The organism is Mycobacterium sp. D16Q13 (genome assembly GCF_002013375.1).
In the GTDB taxonomy this organism is placed as follows: domain Bacteria; phylum Actinomycetota; class Actinomycetes; order Mycobacteriales; family Mycobacteriaceae; genus Mycobacterium.
Genome location: NZ_MAEW01000025.1, coordinates 20573 through 38224 on the forward strand (window position 1 = coordinate 20573; position 17652 = coordinate 38224).

Below are 17652 nucleotides of genomic sequence, written 5' to 3' on the forward strand. Positions count from 1 at the left end.
GACTACTCGATCACCCCGTGCATACCGAAATCGTCGAGCGTCTCGGTCAGCAAGCTGGTCAGATCAGCGCGTGTCTCGACCACACCGGGCTGGTACGCGACAACTGCCAGGAAGATCCTTTCGTTGACTCTCCCGGATGCGACGAAGAGCTGCCCGTAGGTGCTCAGCACCTTGTCCGGCCGCACCCGCTGCTCGGCCAGTCTGCAGTAGGCGTAATCGGCGTGGGTCCCGTCCGGGCGATTCACATCGGGATCCAGGGGCCCGACATTCGAGCACCCCACCGGATAGTCACCGTATTCCAGTGCCACATCGGCCAATCGGCGCGCGGCAGCCTTGGGGATGAATGGAGTCAGCGGCAACAGCGCCCATTTTTCGTCGGGTGCGTCCTGCAGGCCGGAGAGCACCTCCTTGGTGGCACTGCGGATTCCGCGTAGATCGGTGGTCAGATCCGCCGTGTTGACCGCGAACATCACCGAGGTCATGGCGTTGGCACGGTAATCACCGTCAGTACGCTCATTGACGGGCATGGAGAGAGTCACCCGGCCATCCGGGCCGAGCCTGCCCACCTTGAGGGCGAGCTGAGCGGCAAACGCACCGACCAGCGAGTTACTGGTACCGCCACGACCACGCGCGTGTGTGTCCCAATGGGTTTCGTCCAGATACACGGTCACCGCCGGGATCTGTTCGATGTGCACCTCGGCCGCGGGCCGGCCCGCGTGTTTGATGTCCTGGCGCCGCGCGCTCAACATCTTGGTGGCCTTACGGAAGGCCCGTGCGGTGTCGGGCAGGTCACGCCTGGTACGCCGCAAGTCTTCCCGCACGCTATGCAAGCGCTTGCGTGCCCGTGGTGTCTGGTAGCCCAGCGGGACTGCCGCGTCGTTGACCGCATCGGCGATGGCCCGGCACATGCCCACGCCGTCGGCGATGCTGTGCGAGACCACCAGGCTCACCGCGGTGGCACCATCGGTGAACCGGGTGACACCAAGTCGCCAGGACGGACCGTGCTCGGGATCGATGGGGAGCTGGGCATGCCGGTGCACCCAATCCTGCAGTTCGGCCCGCGGCAGTGGCGCGAGCTCGACATCGATGGGATGGCACGCGGGATCGAGCACCCAGCGATGACGGCCAAAAGGCACCCGGGAACGTTCGATTCGGCGGCCGAGCAGTCCGTGGCCGAGGTTGGCATGGAATCTGCGTAACCGGTCGGTGTCGATATCGCGTTCGTACACCCACACCATCTGTCCCAGCGTGGACAGCTCGGTGGCGCGCAGCCCCAGGAAGGACGCCTGATCGACGAAGTCCAAATGAGGGATCGGCAGGTTTGTGGTGCGCGGCGGCGCGTGCACCTCCGGGATCGTCGCCGTCACAGCGACTCTCCCGCCGGCGACACCCCCAACGTGCTGTAGAGCTCGTTGATCAGCCGCACGCTACGAGGATCGGCATCCGCCTTGGTCACATCGAACTGGTTCATCACGTACGAGTAGCCGATGCGGTGCTCCAGGTCGACAAAGGCGTACGAACCACCAGACCCCCCGTGCCCGAACGTCTTCTGGTTGGGCCCGGCATAGCAGCGCTGGTTGAGCATGTAGCCCAGTCCCCATCCGTGGTTGGCAACCCGGGGGCCCAGCACGACATCGGGATCGAACCCGCCCTGCGACACCCGCACCACATCCATGTGGTCGTGGCTGAGCAGCTTGCCGAGCGCCATCGCGTTGTAGAAGGTGGCCAGACCCAGCGCCGAAACGTGGGCATTGGTCCCGGGGAATTCCAGCGCGCGCCACAGCGCAATGTCCTTACGGGCAATTTCGTCGTCGGGGATGAAATCACCTGAGATGAGTGGGCCCGCCAGTGGGTGATCACTCATGCAATCGAATTCGCCAGGAGCACCGCGGAATACGTCGCGCAAGTACGGCTTGTTGATCAACTCCGCGCACCGGTGGTGCTCACTGTGCGGCAGTCCGACATGTACGTCCAGCCCGTACGGCTCGGCGATCTCGGTACGCAGGAACTGCCCGAGCGTCTGACCGGTGGTCCGGCGGACGACCTCGCCCAGGATGAAGCCGAACGTCGCCATGTGGTAACCCTGCGCGGTTCCGGGCTCCCACCACGGCGTCGCCCTCGCGATGTGCTCGCACACCTCATCCCAGTTGGCGGCCTGCTCCGGCGTCAGCCGGGTGCGTGGTCCGATCACGCCCGACCGATGCCCGAGCACCATGGCCAGCGTGATGGATTCCTTACCGGCCTGGCCGAATTCGGGCCAGTACCGTGCGACCGGCGCATGCAGATCGAGCACGCCCCGCTCGACGAGCATGTGGACGCAGGTGCTCATCAATCCCTTGGTCCCGGAGTAGACCGGCGCCAAGGTGTCCTCAGTCCAGGGACGCGTGCGCGCCTCATCGGCCCAGCCCGCCCACAGATTGACGACGAGTTCACCGTCGACCCAGATCGCGACCGCGGCGCCCAGCTCGTCGTTCTCCAGGAAATTCAGTGCGAATGCGCGCCGGACATTGTCGAAATCCGGTGAGCTGGTTCCATTCACCGCGATGTCAAGGCTTGTGCTCATGACAATCCCAACCTTTCACTGCTGCTCGAGTGCGGCCGCGATGCCGCGGTTTCAGGAAACGAACTGTGACTGCGCGACACGCTGGTAAACCATGCGGGCCACTTCGAGATAGCGCGACACAGATTCACGGGCGACGGCGTTGTCGGGGAACGAGATCGTCAGGTTGGTTTCGTTCTCAAACCTGTTGACCCACATGCACACCTGATCGGAAGAACGGCTGTCCCCGTAGATTCCGCCATTAATACGATCCCATTCGGCACTGACCGGGATCTTGCGCGCGTCCAAGAAGGACACCATCGGGACCACGTAGTCCGGGGCGGTCAGCCCCGACTCCGGACCCGCGAGCTCCAATGCACGCTCAAAGGGAACCTTCGCCAGCGGCTGGCATTCGTCGAACGACTTCTGGGCGGACCGCGCGACCCGCGCGAAGGAAGCCTCCGAGAGATCAACCACGAAGGGAATGAAGCTCGCGTACCAACCCACCGACATCTGCTCCTCGGCGGTGCCGCGAGTGTCGTACGGGGTGATGCCATAGAAGGTATCGGCGCCGGTGAGCTCGCGGTCGATCAGTGCGGTACACGCGAATACGCCACCACTGAAGCGCACACCCGCCTGTTCACAAGCCTTTTCGAACGCCACCGTCTCCTCGGCGTCCAGTAGAGGAGCAGCGACCATGCCACCGACGTGCGGCACGGAGCGGTCGCCGAGCGGCAGAACGAAGTCCGGCAGAGTGCCGCCGTTGTCCCGCGCGTACCGAAGCCAGGTCTGCACCTCGAAGGAATCCAGGGTCATGGCCTGGTTGTGCGCACGTTCGCGGGCGGAGAAATCCAGATAACCCGCGGGAGGTGGAAGCTGCAGTGCTGACCCGTGCACCAGGCTGGCGTACATCAACTGGATCTCGACGTAGATGATCCCCGTCGACATGCCGTCGGTATGCAGATGATCGACGCTGATGTACACCGTGAAGTGGTCCGCGCGCTGAATCACCCCAAAGGTGAAGCAGTCCCACGAGAGCGGAGTGCCCGACGTGCGCAGCAGGTGTGCACGGATCTCATCGGGCCCCTGCAGCCCATGATCCTGCGGCACGAAGTCGATGGTCTCCGGATCCTCGATCGCGTGCCGGACGATGTTGTCAGCCGTGTCGAATTCGAACCATGAATGGTAGGTGTCGTGCCGACGCAGGTGCGCGTTGATCGCCGCGGTCATCGCATCGATATCGCAGACACCGGGAACATCCCAGGATCCGATGCCCAACCGTGCCATCTCACGGTCCCGGCGCGCCAGATCCCGGTATGAGCGCACGTGCTGGGCTTGTTGATAGCTCGGCGGGACCAGGCTGGCGGGCGCCTGCGCAGCGACCTGGCGGGCGCGTGGCGAAGCACTCCAGGAGATGACGGTTCCCGGCTTAGGGCGCCAATCGTGGATCGTTCCGAGTGCAACCATCGTCCCTATCCCTGCTCAGCGATCTTGAATACGAGCCGAACCAAATTCGACCTAGCCGCCACAATGCGAGTGGCAAAGACTTTACTCATTGCGGGCAGCGTAGCGAACAAATATCTCGCAAAGGTACGTTCCATCAAAGAAATAGCGAGTGAACTGTGGGTAACGTCGCGTTACGCCTTATTTCAGCAACTTCTTGAAAGTCTTACGGTAAACCAATTCCAGCAAATATAACTACCGTATCGAAATACCCTATGACCAGGCAATACATGTCTGGTTACGCGAAGTACCAATAACTATGTTTGTAGTGTCACCAGAGAACCTACGTGATGGCTCACAATTTCTGTGGGCTACCACCCTCGGCTACCCACACTGTGGCGTACGCCACGCGGCGCGCGGCGACATTTCTGGCTGCTATCTCTAAAACTACCGAATTCGCTAGGGGTTCAACGGTTGTTGACACCGAGCGGGGTGTGTCGGCACCCGAGTCTCACGAAAAATTCGGCCCCACAACGCACCTCAGCCGCCCACCCCGAAGGGTGAGCGGCTGAGGTGTTTTCGAGCCCTGTCTTACGCGTCCAGGAGCGACGCGGGCGGGTTGAAGCGGTCGCCGTACTTGGCGGCCAATTCCTTTGCGCGAGCCACGAACCCGGCCTTGCCCTTACCGGCGGGACCCTCGTATCCGACGATGTACTGGTGCACACCGCCGGTCCAGGGCGGGAAGCCGATGCCGAAGATCGAGCCGATGTTGGCGTCAGCGGTCGAGGTCAACACGCCCTCGTCGAAGCACTTCTGCGTCTCGATGGCCTCCGCGAACAGCATGCGTTCGATGAGGTCCTGCAGCGGCGGGTTGGCCGCGTCGGATCCCGGACGGGTGTTGAACGTCGTGCGCAGGCCGGGCCACAGCTCGGTGCGCTTGCCGTCCACGTAATCGTAGAAACCAGCGCCACCCAGGCGGCCCGGACGGCCCGCCTCGACCAGCGTGTCGATGACACGGCCCGCCGGATCGTCCGGCAGTTCCTTGCCCTCGGCCTTGGCGGCCTCGACGGTCTCCTTGCGGATCTTCTGCATCAGCGTCAGGTTCAGCTCATCCGACAGCTGCAGCGGCGGAGCCGGGTATCCGGCCTGGCTGCCGGCCTGCTCGATGGTCGAGGGCTCGATGCCCTCGGCCAGCATCGCGACGGCCTCGTTGACGAAGGTGCCGATGACGCGCGAGGTGAAGAAGCCACGGCTGTCGTTGACAACGATCGGGGTCTTCTTGATGGCCAGCACGTAGTCGAACACCCGGGCCAGCGCCTCGTCGGAGGTCTTCTCACCGCGGATGATTTCCACCAGCGGCATCTTGTCGACCGGCGAGAAGAAGTGGATACCGATGAAGTCTTCCTGACGCTTCACACCCGACGCCAGCCCGGTGATGGGCAGGGTGGAGGTGTTGGAGCCGAGAAGCGCGTTAGGCTCGACGATGTCCTCGATCTCCTGGAACACCTTGTGCTTGAGCTCGGTGTTCTCGAAGACCGCCTCAACCACGAAGTCGACGCCAGCCAGATCGGCAGGATCGGCGGTCGGGGTGATCTTGGCCAGCAGCGCCGCAGACTTCTCCGCGGTGGTCTTCCCACGCGAAAGAGCCTTCTCCTCAATCTTTTCCGAGTAGGCCTTGCCCTTTTGAGCCGCCTCCAGCGAAACGTCCTTCAGAACGACGTCATATCCGGCCTTGGCCGAGACGTACGCGATACCGGCACCCATCATGCCCGCACCCAGCACACCGATCTTCTTGATCTCCCGCTTGGCGATGCCGTCCGGACGTGATCCGCCACCGTTGATGGTCTGCAGATCGAAGAAGAACGCCTGCGTCATGTTCTTGGCGACCTGGCCGGTGGTCAGGCTGGTGAAGTAGCGGCTCTCGATACGGCTGGCCGTATCGAAGTCCACCTGGGCGCCCTCGACCGCGGCGGCCAGGATGGCCCGCGGGGCCGGCATCGGCGCGCCCTTGAGCTGCTTCTTCAGGTTCGACGGGAACGACGGCAGGATGGCCGCCAGCGCCGGGGTGGCCGGGGTGCCGCCAGGAATCTTGTAGCCCTTGACATCCCAGCGCTGCACGGCCTCGGGGTTGGCCTTGACCCATGCCTTGGCCGCGGGGATCAGCTCGTCGACGGAGCCAACCAGCTCGTCGATCAGGCCGACTTCCTTGGCCTTGGTCGGGTTGAAGCGGGTGCCCTGCGCCAGCACGGTGACGAAGCCGTTCTGGATACCGAGCATGCGGGTAACCCGGGTGACACCGCCGCCGCCGGGCAGCAGACCCAGCGATACCTCGGGCAGGCCGATCTGAGATCCCTTGACATCGGCGGCAATCCGGTAATGAGTGGCCAGCGCGATCTCCAGGCCACCGCCGAGGGCGGCGCCGTTGATGGCCGCCACGACCGGGCGACCAAAGGTCTCCAGCGTGCGCAGATCCTTCTTGATCTCCTCGACCTCGTTGAAGGCCTCCTGAGCGTGCTCTGGCTGGATCTGAATGATCTTGGTGAGGTCACCACCGGCGAAGAAGGTCTTCTTGGCGCTGGTGATCACTACACCGGTGATCGAATCCTTCTCTTCCACAAGGCGCTTGACGGCCGCGGCCATCGACTGCTTGTAGTCGTCGTTCATCACGTTGGCCGAGCCATTGGGGTCGTCCAGGGTGAGAGTGACGATGCCGTCGGCATCCTTTTCCCACTGAATTGTGTTTGCACTCATTGGTTCTGGTTCTCCCTACACTCGCTCGATGATGGTGGCCACACCCATGCCGCCGCCGACGCACAGGGTGATGAGGGCGCGACGGAGGCCGCGGCGCTCCAGCTCGTCGACCATGGTTCCGGTGATCATGGCGCCGGTGGCACCCAGCGGGTGGCCCATGGCGATGGCGCCGCCGTTGACGTTGAGCTTCTCGTCCGGGATGTTCAGGTCCTTCTGGAACTTCAGGACCACCGAGGCGAAGGCCTCGTTGAGCTCGAACAGATCGATGTCGTCCACGGTCAGTCCGGCGCGGTCGAGCACCTTCTGGGTGGCCGGCGTGGGGCCGGTCAGCATGATGAGCGGCTCGCTACCGGTGGTGGCGGTCGCCACGACCCGGGCACGCGGGGTCAGACCCTGCGACTTACCGGCTTCTTCGGAGCCCACCAGCACCAGAGCGGCGCCGTCGACGATGCCCGAGCTGTTGCCACCGGTGTGCACGTGGTTGATCTTCTCGACGTAGGTGTACTTAATGCGCGCCACGTCGTCGAACCCGCCCAGAGCTGCCAGGCCCTCGAAAGCCGGCTTCAGCTTGCCCAGGTCCGCGGCGGTGGTGCCGGGACGCATGTGCTCGTCGTGGTCCAGGATGAGCAGACCGTTCTGGTCCTTCACCGGCACCACGGACTTGGCGAAGTAACCGCCGGACCACGCAGCTGCGGCACGATCCTGCGAGCGGGCGGCGTAGGCGTCGACATCGTCACGGGTGAAGCCCTCGATGGTGGCGATCAGGTCGGCACCGATGCCCTGCGGCACGAAGGACACGTCGTAGTTGGTGGCCGGGTCCGAGGCCCAGGCGCCGCCATCGCTGCCCATCGGGACGCGCGACATGGACTCCACACCACCGGCGAGCACCAGGTCGTCCCAACCGGAACGGACCTTCTGGGCCGCGATATTGACGGCTTCCAGGCCGGAGGCACAGAAGCGGTTGAGCTGCACGCCACCGACGGTGTCGGGCAGGCCGGCCGCCAGCACCGCGGTGCGGGCGATGTCGCCGCCCTGGTCGCCAACGGGTGCCACGACGCCGAGCACGACGTCGCTGATCAGGTTCTCGTCCAGGTCGGGGAAGCGGCGGCGGATCTCGTCGATCAGGCCAACCACCAGGTTCAGCGGCTTGACCTCGTTGAGGGCGCCGCCGCGCTGCTTACCGCGAGGCGTGCGGATGGCCTCGTAGATGAATGCTTCAGTCATGGGTATACGTCCTTATAGGGGGTGCGTATGGGGCATGTGGTGCAAGCGCCGCGGCCTGTGAATCCGGGTTGACTCCGGGTCAGTTTCGCCGAGACAGCCCTACGTTAGACCAGGGTGGCGCCCCCGTGGTAAGCAGCCCTCCCAACCCGTTGGTTGGGAATATGGTGCCGGTACGCTCGAAGTGTGCTGTGGACTCGGTCTCGACCGCTAAGACGCGTGCTCATCGGGGCTATTGCAACCCTGACGGTATTCGCCGTGTGGTGGGCCTGGAACTGGACCACCGACGGTCCGGGCCACCGCAGGCCGGCGCCCCCGCCCATCTCATTCACACAACGGGCCGCTCTCCCGAACTGCGGGACGCATAAGCATTTCCACGAGGAGCTACCCGCCGCCCAGCGCGATTGCATGAACAACGGCAGGGCCTCGGGCCTCGGCGGCGAACTGACGGTCGTCCAGCCCACCATCGAGGGTGATCCCATCACCACCTACTACCGGGTGTTCTCCCCGGATCAGCGGGTTGAGGTCTTCGTGGACTCCAGTACGGACCGCTTCGGCAACACTGGCTGGAGTCACTTCTTCTGCTGGGCCGTTCCGCTCAACTACCCACCCGACCCCAGCTGCGCATCCCTGGCAGACCCGCGCGATCGATAGCCCTCCTGGGGTCAGACCCCAGTCCAAGGTGCGCTTTGCGGTGCTTTTCGACGAGATTTCCCCGAAATCTTCCGCGGTCGACCCGAAGGCGGCAAGTCTGGAGCGATGCTCAAAAGACTCTGCACCGCGTCGGTCATCCTGACTGCCATCGCGGCAGGATCCCCGCCGCTGGCACAGGCCGAGCCGGAACCGCTCAACCCCGACATCGCGTTCGAGCAACGGCCACCGCTGCAGAACTGCGGCAGGCTGCGCATGCTGCCGCCATCACACGAGATCCCCCCGAATTATCTGACCTGCATGCGCCAGGCCCGCGCCGCTGGCACCGGTGCCGAACTGGTGACCACGATCGCGAACTTCTTCCTCGAGGACACCACCACGTACTACCGGGTGTACCGCGCGGACCGGGACGTGGAGGTCTTCGTGGACAGCCGTAACCGGGACAATCCCGGCCTCAGTCACTACTTTTGCCCCATCCCGGACACCGACCTGTCCTTCGAACCGCCCAGCTGCTAAGTCCAGCGGTAGGCTGCCCGGCATGAAGCCGGGGAAGACCGTCAACCGGTTGCGCCCTTTCGGCGCAACGATCTTCGCCGAAATGTCGGCACTCGCCGTCCGCCACGACGCGATCAATCTGGGCCAGGGATTCCCCGATGAAGACGGCCCCGCGTCCATGCTCGATGCGGCGCAGCAGGCCATCCGTTCCGGCCTCAACCAGTATCCGCCCGGGCTCGGCACACCCGAACTGCGCCGGGCCATCGCCGCCGATCGGCTCGCCCGCTACGGCGAGGAGCTCGACCCGGAGACACAGGTTCTGGTGACCGTCGGCGCCACCGAGGCGATCGCGGGTGCGCTCCTGGGCCTCGTCGAACCCCGCTCCGAAGTCATTCTGATCGAGCCGTACTACGACTCATATGCGGCCGTGGTGGCCATGGCAGGCGCCGTCCGCGTCCCGGTGCCGCTTGTCCCCGACGGTGCGGGCTTCGCGCTGGATACCCAGGCGCTCGCCACCGCCATCACACCCCGGACCGCGGCTCTGGTCATCAATTCCCCGCACAACCCGACCGGCAAGGTATTCACCGACGCCGAGCTGGCACGGGTCGCCGAGCTCGCGGTCGAGCGCGATCTGCTGGTCATTTCCGATGAGGTCTATGAGCGACTGCTCTTCGATGGGCGCACGCAGACCCCGATGGCCAGCCTGCCCGGGATGGCCGATCGCACGGTCACGATCTCCAGCGCCGCCAAGACGTTCAACTGCACCGGCTGGAAGATCGGCTGGGCTTGTGGCTCAGCGGAATTGGTCACGGGTGTACGCGCCGCCAAGCAATTCCTGACCTATGTCGGCGGTGCGCCGTTTCAGCCCGCGGTGGCGGTGGCCCTGGACACCGAACAGGTCTGGGTAAAGAACCTGCGGGAGTCATTGCAGCGCAGGCGCGATCGCCTCTCCGAGGCACTCACCGACCTGGGGTTCGAAGTGCACAGCAGTGAGGGCGGGTACTTCGTCTGCGCGGATCCGCGGCCACTGGGATTCAGCGACAGCGCCGAGCTCTGTCGGCGCCTGCCAGAAACCGTGGGCGTGGCCGCGGTTCCGGTAAGCGCCTTCTGCGATCCCACTACCGCCACGGCCGATCAGTGGAATCACCTGGTGCGGTTCACCTTCGCCAAACGCGACGCGGTGATCGACGAGGCGATATCCCGCCTGGCCCGACTAGGAGGTTAGGCCCGTCGCGACGGGGCCCGGGCGCTGACGCGCCCTGGCCAGGCCGGGCAGGATCTTGATGAACTCGGTGATCTCTCCCACCGCACGCCGGGCGTCCGGGTTCGTCGCCGCGAACACCTGAAACACGTGAATCGCGCGGTCGAAGATCTGCAGCCGTACTGGAACCCCTGCCGCGACAAGCCGTTCCGCCAACAGTTCGGAGTCTGGTCGCAGCGCCTCCTGCGAGCCCACCTGCAGCAGGAACGGGCCCAGTCCGGTCAGGTCGGAGTCGGCCGGGCACGCTCCCGGCACGCGCACGCCGTTGCGCAGCACGAACACGTCGTTGATCATCTTCAGGAAGTTCACGGGGAACATCGCATCGCCGATGCGTTTGGCGGCAGCGTATTTCGGCTCCATGTCGTTGTTGGTGGCCGCCGAGATCAGCACACACCCCGCAGGCGGCCGCAAGCCCTCATCCCGCACCGCGATAGCGGTCATGGCTGCCAGGAATCCTCCGGCCGAATCTCCCGCGAGCACGATGTTGTCCGGATCGACACCCTGACTCAGCACATAGCGGTACGCATCGACACCGTCGGCGACGGCATCTTCGACCAGGTTGCGCGGGCACAACCGGTAGCCCACGCTCAGCGCCCGTGCACCGGAATCACGCGCGATATGGCTCACCAACGGCCGGTGGCTGTTGATTCCCAACGCGATGAATGCCGACCCGTGGAAGTAGATGACCACCGGGGCGTCTGGACCCGGCTCGTTCTTGGCGTTCCAGGTCCATTCGGCCTCGCAATTCGGCAGCTGAACACGCTCGGTGCGGGTTCCGGACACTCCCGGCACCCAGCCCATGACACGTTCGAGCCCGTCATACCGCCGATTCAGCAGGGCATCGGGGAACCGACGGTTGACGGCCAGCATCAGCCGAGTCAGCGCGTAGAGACCCGGCTTACCCACCGCCTTGAACAGGTACGTCTCGGCCACCGAATGCCAATTGGCCTTGCCCATCCACTCCGGTCCCGCATAGGTGACGTCGGCCAACCGGGATTCGGCGGCATGTCGGGCACTGGTCATCGAGCCTCCTCATAGCGTCATTGCTTTGGAGCGAGACTACCAGTACCTAGTACTAGCAATCTCGGCTAAATCACCAGCCGATATCGGAGAGCTCCGTGGTGTCCTTCGGCGGCGCCTCGATGGGCCCGCTGGGCGTCCGCGAGAAGCGCGGGGCCGGCGCGGCCTGTGTCACTCCGTTGACGTGGACGATGGTGGCGCGATCACGCAAATGCCCGTTTTGCTTGGCCTCGCCCCAGGTGAGAACCGGTGACACACACGCGTCGGTACCGATGAAGATCTCTGTCCACTCGTCGCGGGTCTTGGTCTTGAACGCGTCGTCGAACATCTTGCGCATCTCGGGGTAGCGCGCCTTGTCCAGCTGGAACGGAACGCTCTCGGGATCCAGTCCCAGGCCCTGTACCAGGATCGCGAAAAACTGCGGCTCGATCGATCCCACCGCCATGTACTTGCCGTCAGAGGTCTCATAGGTGCCGTAGAACGGCGCCCCGCCGTCGAGCAGACCCGACTCACGCTCGTCGAACAGCAGACCGTTGTTGTACATCGTCCATTGCATCTGAGCCAGCTGGCTGACACCGTCGACCATTGCGCCATCGATGACCTGCCCCGTGCCCGACTTCTCACGCTCATACAGCGCGGCCAGGATGCCTTGCACCAAAAGCATTGAGCCACCACCGAAGTCGGCGACCAAGTTCATCGGCGGCATCGGCGGGCGGTCCTTGTAGCCCATCGAGCCCAGGGCGCCGGTCAGCGACAGGTAGTTGATGTCGTGCCCCGCGCGCTCCGCCATCGGGCCGTGCTGGCCCCAGCCGGTCATCCGGGCGAAGATCAGCCGTGGGTTGCGCTTGGCACACTCCTCGGGGCCGATTCCGATGCGCTCGCACACGCCGGGCCGGAACGGGTCCAGCAGTACATCGGCCTTGTCGACGAGCGCCAGCAGCGCTTCGGGGTCCTTCTTGACGTCCAGGTTGACCAGGCGCTTGCCGCGATGGAAGAGATCGGTCTCCTCGGCGGGAATCGCGAGCCCGCCGGGGCGACGGACCCGAATGACGTCTGCACCCAAGTCGGACAACATCATCGCCGCGTGCGGCCCGGGGCCGATGCCACCGAGCTCGATCACCTTTACGCCCGCAAGGGGCCCTGTCTTGACGCCAGTGTCAGCCATGGGGGTCACCCTAACCAGTCAACCCGTTGGTTGGGAAGTGTGGCTAGAGCGACGAGGAGATGGCCGGTGACGAGGTTTGCGCGGGTGCCGGAGCCGGTGTCGGGGTCGGGAAGTTGGGGATCACCGGTCGCGACGTGCTCGGTGCCGCCGGAGCGTCCGACGCCGGTGGTGGCGCAGGCGGTGGCGTGAACTCGTAGGCAGGCAGCGGAGCGGGTGGCGGATCGTCATCGCCCTCACGCCAGTGCGTCGAGCGATACAGGTCGATCACCTTGCCGAGATCGTGCAGCCGCAGGGCCGGTGGACGGCCTCCCCGCGCGTCCCGAATACGCTGCGCCTCCCACGCGACGAGGCATTGCGCCGTTGGCGTGTTGTACAGGCTTTCCAGGAAGGGGGTCAACGCCTTCGCGAGGTCACCCTCGGCCTTGAGGACATCGTTCCGGTACGGCCCGTAGTACGGCAGGATCGCTTCGAGGACGCGCACCATGACGGTCTGGAATCGGGTGACGAACTGGTCGATCGCCCACGGATGGCGGGACAGCAGCGGAGAGATGCGGGCCAGTACCGGTCCCATCATCTTCAGGATCGGTTCATAGGCCGTCGCCGGGGCGAAGGCCTCCGAGGAGAACACGCCGGCCGCCGGCGCCACATCGATCAGCGAGGCCAACCCGCCCTGCTCGTCCGGGCCTGGTGCCGGCCAGCCGAAGGGGCAAGGCTGGGCGACGGAGATCGGAAGCCCACGGTCGGTCACCGAGGGCAGTGCGCCAAATGGTCCTGCGGCCTGACCCGGTGGATGCGAGGGCACCTGAGGACGCGGTAACGGCGCGATCAACTGCGGCCCCGGTGGCGGCACCGGGATCGGGATAGCGCCTTCGGGAATCGATCCGTCCCGGTTCACGATCTGGTACCCGACGATGGGTGCGCGCGCGGGCGAATACGACAGCTGGGTAATGGCGGCAACGCTGCCGATCACGGTAATCGCGGCGAACGTCCTTACCGCGATACCGAATACGCGTTCCTTCGTAGGCCTCCGGTGAGCGGAAGCAAGCGGAGCCGTCTCTTCTGCGGGGGTCGTAGTCATCGGTCTTTCACCACGCCTTCGAGGTGCCAGACGCCCGTGAAGCTGTTGAACGGGCCGCCCACGATGAGACTGGTCCAATCGAGCGTGAACTTCTTGGTGTCCTTGTCGTATGTACCGGTGGCCTTGGGGCTTTCGCCGTCCACGGAATCGCGGCCGACCCAGCGCCCGGCGACAAACTCCCACACCTGCTTGGCACGTGCCTCTCCCGGAATTTGCGCCTGCTCTTTGGGTTTCGGCTTCGGCGCGCCCTGATTGAACTCCTGACGGTTCCACGAGGCGGCCCATGCGGACACATCGGCCGAGATCTTGTCGCCCGATACCGTGGCCGACGGCGCCAAGAGCTCACGTTGTGTCTGCGGGTCGATCTTGTTGGTGGAGATGCCGAATTCGATGTTGAAGAACTTCGTCGGCTGGGTTACGCGGGAGGCCAGCGAGTAGCCGGTGGCCTCGTCAAACGCGGGATTGGGCTCGCCCTGGTAGTCGCCCAGAACCAGCCCGCCATCCGTGCCCGGCGCCAGTAGTGTTGCGGCCCCCTGCGGCACAGGAGAATTGGCATTCGGCATGAAGGGACCCTCTTGGGGATTGCCGCCCGGTTGCACCATCTTGAACCAGGTGCCGCTGAGCTTGTTGCCGTCGATCGTGCCGGGCTGCAAGGCCAGCAGCCCGGTCAGTGGGGACTCGGCCGGCTTCTCGGACCCACAGGCCGGAGCCGTCACCAGCACCGCCGCCGCCAGCGCCGCACAGAGAGTGCTGCGCGTCATCGTTTTCTGGGCCACCGTGCGGCTCCTTTCACGTCAATAGCGGCAGCGGCCGCCAGTGCACCGGGCACGAGGAAAAACCACCCGAAATAGTCGAATGATCGGAATCCGAGGGGGGCGGTGATCCGATCGAGCGACACCACCCTGCCGAAGTTATCCACGTTGTCGGCCATCACTCCGATCAGCGAAGCGAAATCCGCTGTCATGGGCTGCCATTGGGAAACGAAGGCGTCAATACCCGGAACCGCGCGCGCTGGATCATGCTGTCGCAGATCTCCCAGGAACTGTGTGTCCAATTCCCCCTCCGCGGCGACCAGCACCACGAAATGGCGCTGCACCGCAGCCACTCGCTCGTGGGTCATGATCGGAGTGAACGCATCAATGAGCTGGGCACCCGCCGGGGCACGCGAAAAAAGTCCGTCCGCGAACGGCACCGCGATCAGCACCGCCGCCGCGAGAACCGCGAGAATCCTTGCTCCAAGTGCTTTTTCGCCATCACGGGTTCGCCGAAGGCCCCACACACCCGCACCGAGCAGGATCAGCCCAGGCACTGCCAGCAGAAACGGCAAGACGTCGAACGGTCCCACGGCGCGCAACTGCCCGTAGTTGTTCACCTGACCGCCGACCGCATCGAGTAGGCCGTTCATATCCTGCCGAATCGACGGATACTGCGCGACAAAGACATCCAGTCGCTCGTAATGTCCGCCCGCAACCGGCCGGGTCGCCTGCACATCGGCACGAGCGGCATCAATGGTATCGAGGTAACCGCGGAATTTGGCAAGCACCTCCGACGATACGAAGGGGCGGAACTCGGTGAGCATCTGCTGACCGCCCGCGGCACGTGTGAACATCCCGGTGACCACCGGCAGTACGAACAGCAGCACACCAAGGGCGATGAGTGCGACAAACGGCCACCGGGGCCTGGGGGCCGTTGCGGCCTCGGCGACGACGGCTTCCTCACCGACGATATCGGCATACGAGGGCAGGGCCGACTGAGCTGTCTCAGCCAACCGCTCAGCGGCCACGGCTGAAGATCCGCTCCCCCACCACGAACAGGATTCCGCCACCGATCGCCACGAACACCAGCAGTGCGATGACCCACGGCGGAGTTATCGTGCGGGGATTGTCATCAACGGGCAGCGCGATGAGCTGTTGGCCGGCCGACAGCGGTGGCGGTGCCGCCAGCTGTTGCCCAGCCTGCACAACAACCTGCCCGGGGGCCGCCGGCGCGGCCACGGCGGGCGGTGCATCCGCCGCTGGTGGCGCACCGGGCGGCGGAGGGGGTGGCGGTTCGGCCACTGCTGCGCCACCGGGCCCGCCCCCGACCTTGCCGACCAGGTGCCACAGCCCGGTGAAGTCGTTGAACGGACCGCCCACGATCTGGCTGGTCCACTCGACGATAAAGGCCCCGGTGTTGCGGTCGTAGGTGCCGGTCACCGGCGTGGTCTTACCGGGAAATGCGCCACCGGGTTTCGGCGATCCCTGGTTGAACACCTGGTTGTTCCAGGTCACTCCGAAGGCGCTGAGATCACCGCCGAGCTTGTTACCACTTACCGTGATCTGCGGAGTCGCGGTGCCCTGACCCGTCTGCGGATCGGTCTGGTTGGACGCGGTGGCAAACCCCACACCGTAGAACTTGACGGGCTGAGTGATACTGCCGGACACCGCATTTCCGTTTCCATCGAATGCGTTGCCAGGCTGCGGCTGATACTCGCCCGACTTCAGGCCACCGTCGGTACCCGGCGCCAGCAGAGTGACCGTGTTGTCCGAGCACGTCGAATCGCCGTTGGCGAGGTATGGGCCGGACGCATCACCGGCGGGCAAGATCATGCGGAAATAGGAGCCCGTGGCGCGACCCTCCGCGCAACTTCCCGGCGCCAACGCGAATAGGCCGTTGAGCGGCGTCGCTGTATCGGCCACCGCCGGATAGGCGGCAGGCGACATCGCCGCGGCTGCCACGACGAGGGCGACCGTCGCGCGGCGGGTGAGATGCTTAATCATCGGCTTCCTAGTGCACTGTTGCTCTGACCCGTAGCACGAGCTGGGAACGGCGCAAACGTATGAAGGGCCCGACCAGGCGTCAATGGCAACGCCCAGCAAATGACATCCCGCCTGGTGGCGTTCCCGCAGGTGGTGGACGTGCAACCCAACCGTCGGCCGTTCGATTCACCCCGAGCCGATTGGGGGTCACATTCGTTTGCCGTCACCGGCCGGTGGTAGTTTGCTCGGCATGGCAACAGCCGGGTGGCGCATTATTGCCGCGCTCCTGATGCTGCTGGCGCTCACGGGATGTTCCCGCAATCACAGTCCGCCGCCTGCGACCACGCCGACACTGTCTCCCGACGGCTTCCCCCTCAGCATCCCGCATAGGTACGGCGGCGCGTTCCTCGCGACGCGACCCAACCGCGTGGTCACACTCGGATGGAATGACCAAGACCTCGTGCAGTCGTTGGGCACCAAACCCGTCGGCGTCCGGTCCACACTGCCGGAATACCCGATGTACCCCTGGGTGGTTCCGGAGGTCTCGTATCCGGCCGTCGTCTCTGGCACGGAGCTGAATTTCGAGGCCATCACCGCCGCCAAGCCCGATGTGATTCTGGCTACCGGCGCCGATATCGACAGGCCCACCTACGACAGGCTGGCCCAGATCGCGCCAACCGTGGTCTCCGAAGACCGCCTGGACCGTGCCGAAACCCCTTGGTATACACAGCTCTTCACCATCGGGCGAGCCCTCGGCAAGTCCGATCAAGCACGCATGCGATCCGAAGAGGTTGGCACTCGGTACAACCAGATACGCACCGGGCACCAGCATTGGGTCAACCGCACCGCCGTCGTCGATTGGGTCGCCGACGGACAGGGCACCTTCCTGGTGGGTTTCCGCGATCCGCGCCGAGCGGTTTTCGACGGGCTGGGGTTCCTGAGCCAGCGATACTCCGGCCCGGTGCCCGATAGCGAGCTGAAGGCAAAAGCCGATCAGGACCTCCTGGTCGTGGTGGGAGCCACCGAGCAGCAGGCAAAGTCCATGGGCGGCCTTGCCGATCTGCGTGCCGTCACCGAGGGGCGCGCGGTCTACATCCCGGCGGACAGCCCAGTAGTGAACGCGCTTCGGCTCGGCGGCCCGCTGGCTCGGATCTATGCCCTTGAACAACTGACACCCCAGCTCGAAAAGGCATTGAAACCACCTCCTCCGCGATAAGCGCCGCCTCCCCCTCGCATCGGTGTCGACGAAGGTCTGTGGCCTCGATCACCGCCGTGTTACGGTCCTATCGC

Annotated in this window: 15 protein-coding genes; 4 read left to right on the forward strand and 11 right to left on the reverse strand. The window is 64.9% G+C overall.

What is annotated here, in order from left to right; translation table 11 throughout:
* Nucleotides 1-2 precede the first annotated feature (2 nt).
* The 5 genes from B4400_RS22650 to B4400_RS22670 all read right to left on the reverse strand — a co-directional run bounded on the left by B4400_RS22650 (nucleotide 3) and on the right by B4400_RS22670 (nucleotide 7957).
* The gene (locus B4400_RS22650; RefSeq protein WP_078312894.1) at nucleotides 3-1367 is read right to left on the reverse strand and encodes a condensation domain-containing protein; all 1365 of its coding nucleotides are present in this window, start codon (nucleotides 1365-1367) and stop codon (nucleotides 3-5) included.
* Nucleotides 1364-2563, reverse strand: a complete 1200-nt coding sequence (locus B4400_RS22655; RefSeq protein ID WP_078312895.1) for a serine hydrolase domain-containing protein — start codon at nucleotides 2561-2563, stop codon at nucleotides 1364-1366. Before B4400_RS22655 ends, B4400_RS22650 begins: the two co-directional genes overlap by 4 nt.
* A 51-nt stretch (nucleotides 2564-2614) precedes the next feature.
* Nucleotides 2615-4006, reverse strand: a complete 1392-nt coding sequence (locus B4400_RS22660; protein ID WP_078312896.1) for a condensation domain-containing protein — start codon at nucleotides 4004-4006, stop codon at nucleotides 2615-2617.
* 567 nt (nucleotides 4007-4573) lie between these two features.
* A complete protein-coding gene (locus B4400_RS22665; RefSeq protein WP_078312897.1) occupies nucleotides 4574-6733 on the reverse strand; it encodes a 3-hydroxyacyl-CoA dehydrogenase NAD-binding domain-containing protein in 2160 nt (719 codons plus the stop codon).
* Nucleotides 6734-6748: 15 nt separating this feature from the next.
* Nucleotides 6749-7957, reverse strand: coding sequence for an acetyl-CoA C-acetyltransferase (locus B4400_RS22670; RefSeq protein ID WP_078312898.1), 1209 nt, complete (start codon nucleotides 7955-7957; stop codon nucleotides 6749-6751).
* Between the two features lie 216 nt (nucleotides 7958-8173).
* On the opposite strand from B4400_RS22670, the gene B4400_RS22675 reads away from it, so the two are divergent.
* The 3 genes from B4400_RS22675 to B4400_RS22685 all read left to right on the forward strand — a co-directional run bounded on the left by B4400_RS22675 (nucleotide 8174) and on the right by B4400_RS22685 (nucleotide 10325).
* Complete coding sequence (locus B4400_RS22675) at nucleotides 8174-8608, forward strand: hypothetical protein (RefSeq protein WP_078312899.1); 435 nt, start codon at nucleotides 8174-8176, stop codon at nucleotides 8606-8608.
* Between the two features lie 105 nt (nucleotides 8609-8713).
* Nucleotides 8714-9121 (forward strand): hypothetical protein, encoded by a 408-nt coding sequence (locus tag B4400_RS22680; RefSeq protein WP_139360435.1) that lies wholly within the window; start codon nucleotides 8714-8716, stop codon nucleotides 9119-9121.
* A 22-nt stretch (nucleotides 9122-9143) separates the two neighbouring features.
* A complete protein-coding gene (locus B4400_RS22685; protein WP_078312900.1) occupies nucleotides 9144-10325 on the forward strand; it encodes a pyridoxal phosphate-dependent aminotransferase in 1182 nt (393 codons plus the stop codon).
* Here the strand turns inward: B4400_RS22685 and B4400_RS22690 are convergent.
* The 6 genes from B4400_RS22690 to B4400_RS22715 form a co-directional block, all read right to left on the reverse strand.
* Nucleotides 10314-11384, reverse strand: a complete 1071-nt coding sequence (locus B4400_RS22690) for an alpha/beta hydrolase (protein ID WP_078312901.1) — start codon at nucleotides 11382-11384, stop codon at nucleotides 10314-10316. The genes B4400_RS22685 and B4400_RS22690 overlap by 12 nt on opposite strands.
* A gap of 70 nt (nucleotides 11385-11454) precedes the next feature.
* Entirely contained in the window at nucleotides 11455-12546 is a 1092-nt protein-coding gene (locus B4400_RS22695) for a CaiB/BaiF CoA transferase family protein (RefSeq protein WP_078312902.1), read from the reverse strand.
* A gap of 43 nt (nucleotides 12547-12589) precedes the next feature.
* A complete protein-coding gene (locus B4400_RS22700) occupies nucleotides 12590-13624 on the reverse strand; it encodes a hypothetical protein (RefSeq protein ID WP_078312903.1) in 1035 nt (344 codons plus the stop codon).
* Nucleotides 13621-14385, reverse strand: a complete 765-nt coding sequence (locus B4400_RS22705; protein WP_078312904.1) for a hypothetical protein — start codon at nucleotides 14383-14385, stop codon at nucleotides 13621-13623. Before B4400_RS22705 ends, B4400_RS22700 begins: the two co-directional genes overlap by 4 nt.
* Complete coding sequence (locus B4400_RS22710; RefSeq protein WP_286151413.1) at nucleotides 14382-15233, reverse strand: hypothetical protein; 852 nt, start codon at nucleotides 15231-15233, stop codon at nucleotides 14382-14384. Before B4400_RS22710 ends, B4400_RS22705 begins: the two co-directional genes overlap by 4 nt.
* Nucleotides 15234-15396: 163 nt before the next feature.
* Nucleotides 15397-16383: a hypothetical protein gene (locus tag B4400_RS22715; protein ID WP_078312905.1), complete on the reverse strand. Its 987-nt coding sequence runs from the start codon at nucleotides 16381-16383 to the stop codon at nucleotides 15397-15399.
* A gap of 229 nt (nucleotides 16384-16612) precedes the next feature.
* On the opposite strand from B4400_RS22715, the gene B4400_RS22720 reads away from it, so the two are divergent.
* A complete protein-coding gene (locus tag B4400_RS22720) occupies nucleotides 16613-17578 on the forward strand; it encodes an ABC transporter substrate-binding protein (RefSeq protein ID WP_078312906.1) in 966 nt (321 codons plus the stop codon).
* Nucleotides 17579-17652: the final 74 nt, after the last annotated feature.

Coding starts and splice junctions, on each gene's coding strand:
- B4400_RS22655 (WP_078312895.1), bottom strand. CDS start 2,563: ATGAGCACAAGCCTTGACATCGCGGTGAATGGAACCAGCTCACCGGAT.
- B4400_RS22660 (WP_078312896.1), bottom strand. CDS start 4,006: ATGGTTGCACTCGGAACGATCCACGATTGGCGCCCTAAGCCGGGAACC.
- B4400_RS22665 (WP_078312897.1), bottom strand. CDS start 6,733: ATGAGTGCAAACACAATTCAGTGGGAAAAGGATGCCGACGGCATCGTC.
- B4400_RS22670 (WP_078312898.1), bottom strand. CDS start 7,957: ATGACTGAAGCATTCATCTACGAGGCCATCCGCACGCCTCGCGGTAAG.
- B4400_RS22680 (WP_139360435.1), top strand. CDS start 8,714: ATGCTCAAAAGACTCTGCACCGCGTCGGTCATCCTGACTGCCATCGCG.
- B4400_RS22685 (WP_078312900.1), top strand. CDS start 9,144: ATGAAGCCGGGGAAGACCGTCAACCGGTTGCGCCCTTTCGGCGCAACG.
- B4400_RS22690 (WP_078312901.1), bottom strand. CDS start 11,384: ATGACCAGTGCCCGACATGCCGCCGAATCCCGGTTGGCCGACGTCACC.
- B4400_RS22695 (WP_078312902.1), bottom strand. CDS start 12,546: ATGGCTGACACTGGCGTCAAGACAGGGCCCCTTGCGGGCGTAAAGGTG.
- B4400_RS22700 (WP_078312903.1), bottom strand. CDS start 13,624: ATGACTACGACCCCCGCAGAAGAGACGGCTCCGCTTGCTTCCGCTCAC.
- B4400_RS22705 (WP_078312904.1), bottom strand. CDS start 14,385: ATGACGCGCAGCACTCTCTGTGCGGCGCTGGCGGCGGCGGTGCTGGTG.
- B4400_RS22710 (WP_286151413.1), bottom strand. CDS start 15,233: ATGTTCACACGTGCCGCGGGCGGTCAGCAGATGCTCACCGAGTTCCGC.
- B4400_RS22715 (WP_078312905.1), bottom strand. CDS start 16,383: ATGATTAAGCATCTCACCCGCCGCGCGACGGTCGCCCTCGTCGTGGCA.
- B4400_RS22720 (WP_078312906.1), top strand. CDS start 16,613: ATGGCAACAGCCGGGTGGCGCATTATTGCCGCGCTCCTGATGCTGCTG.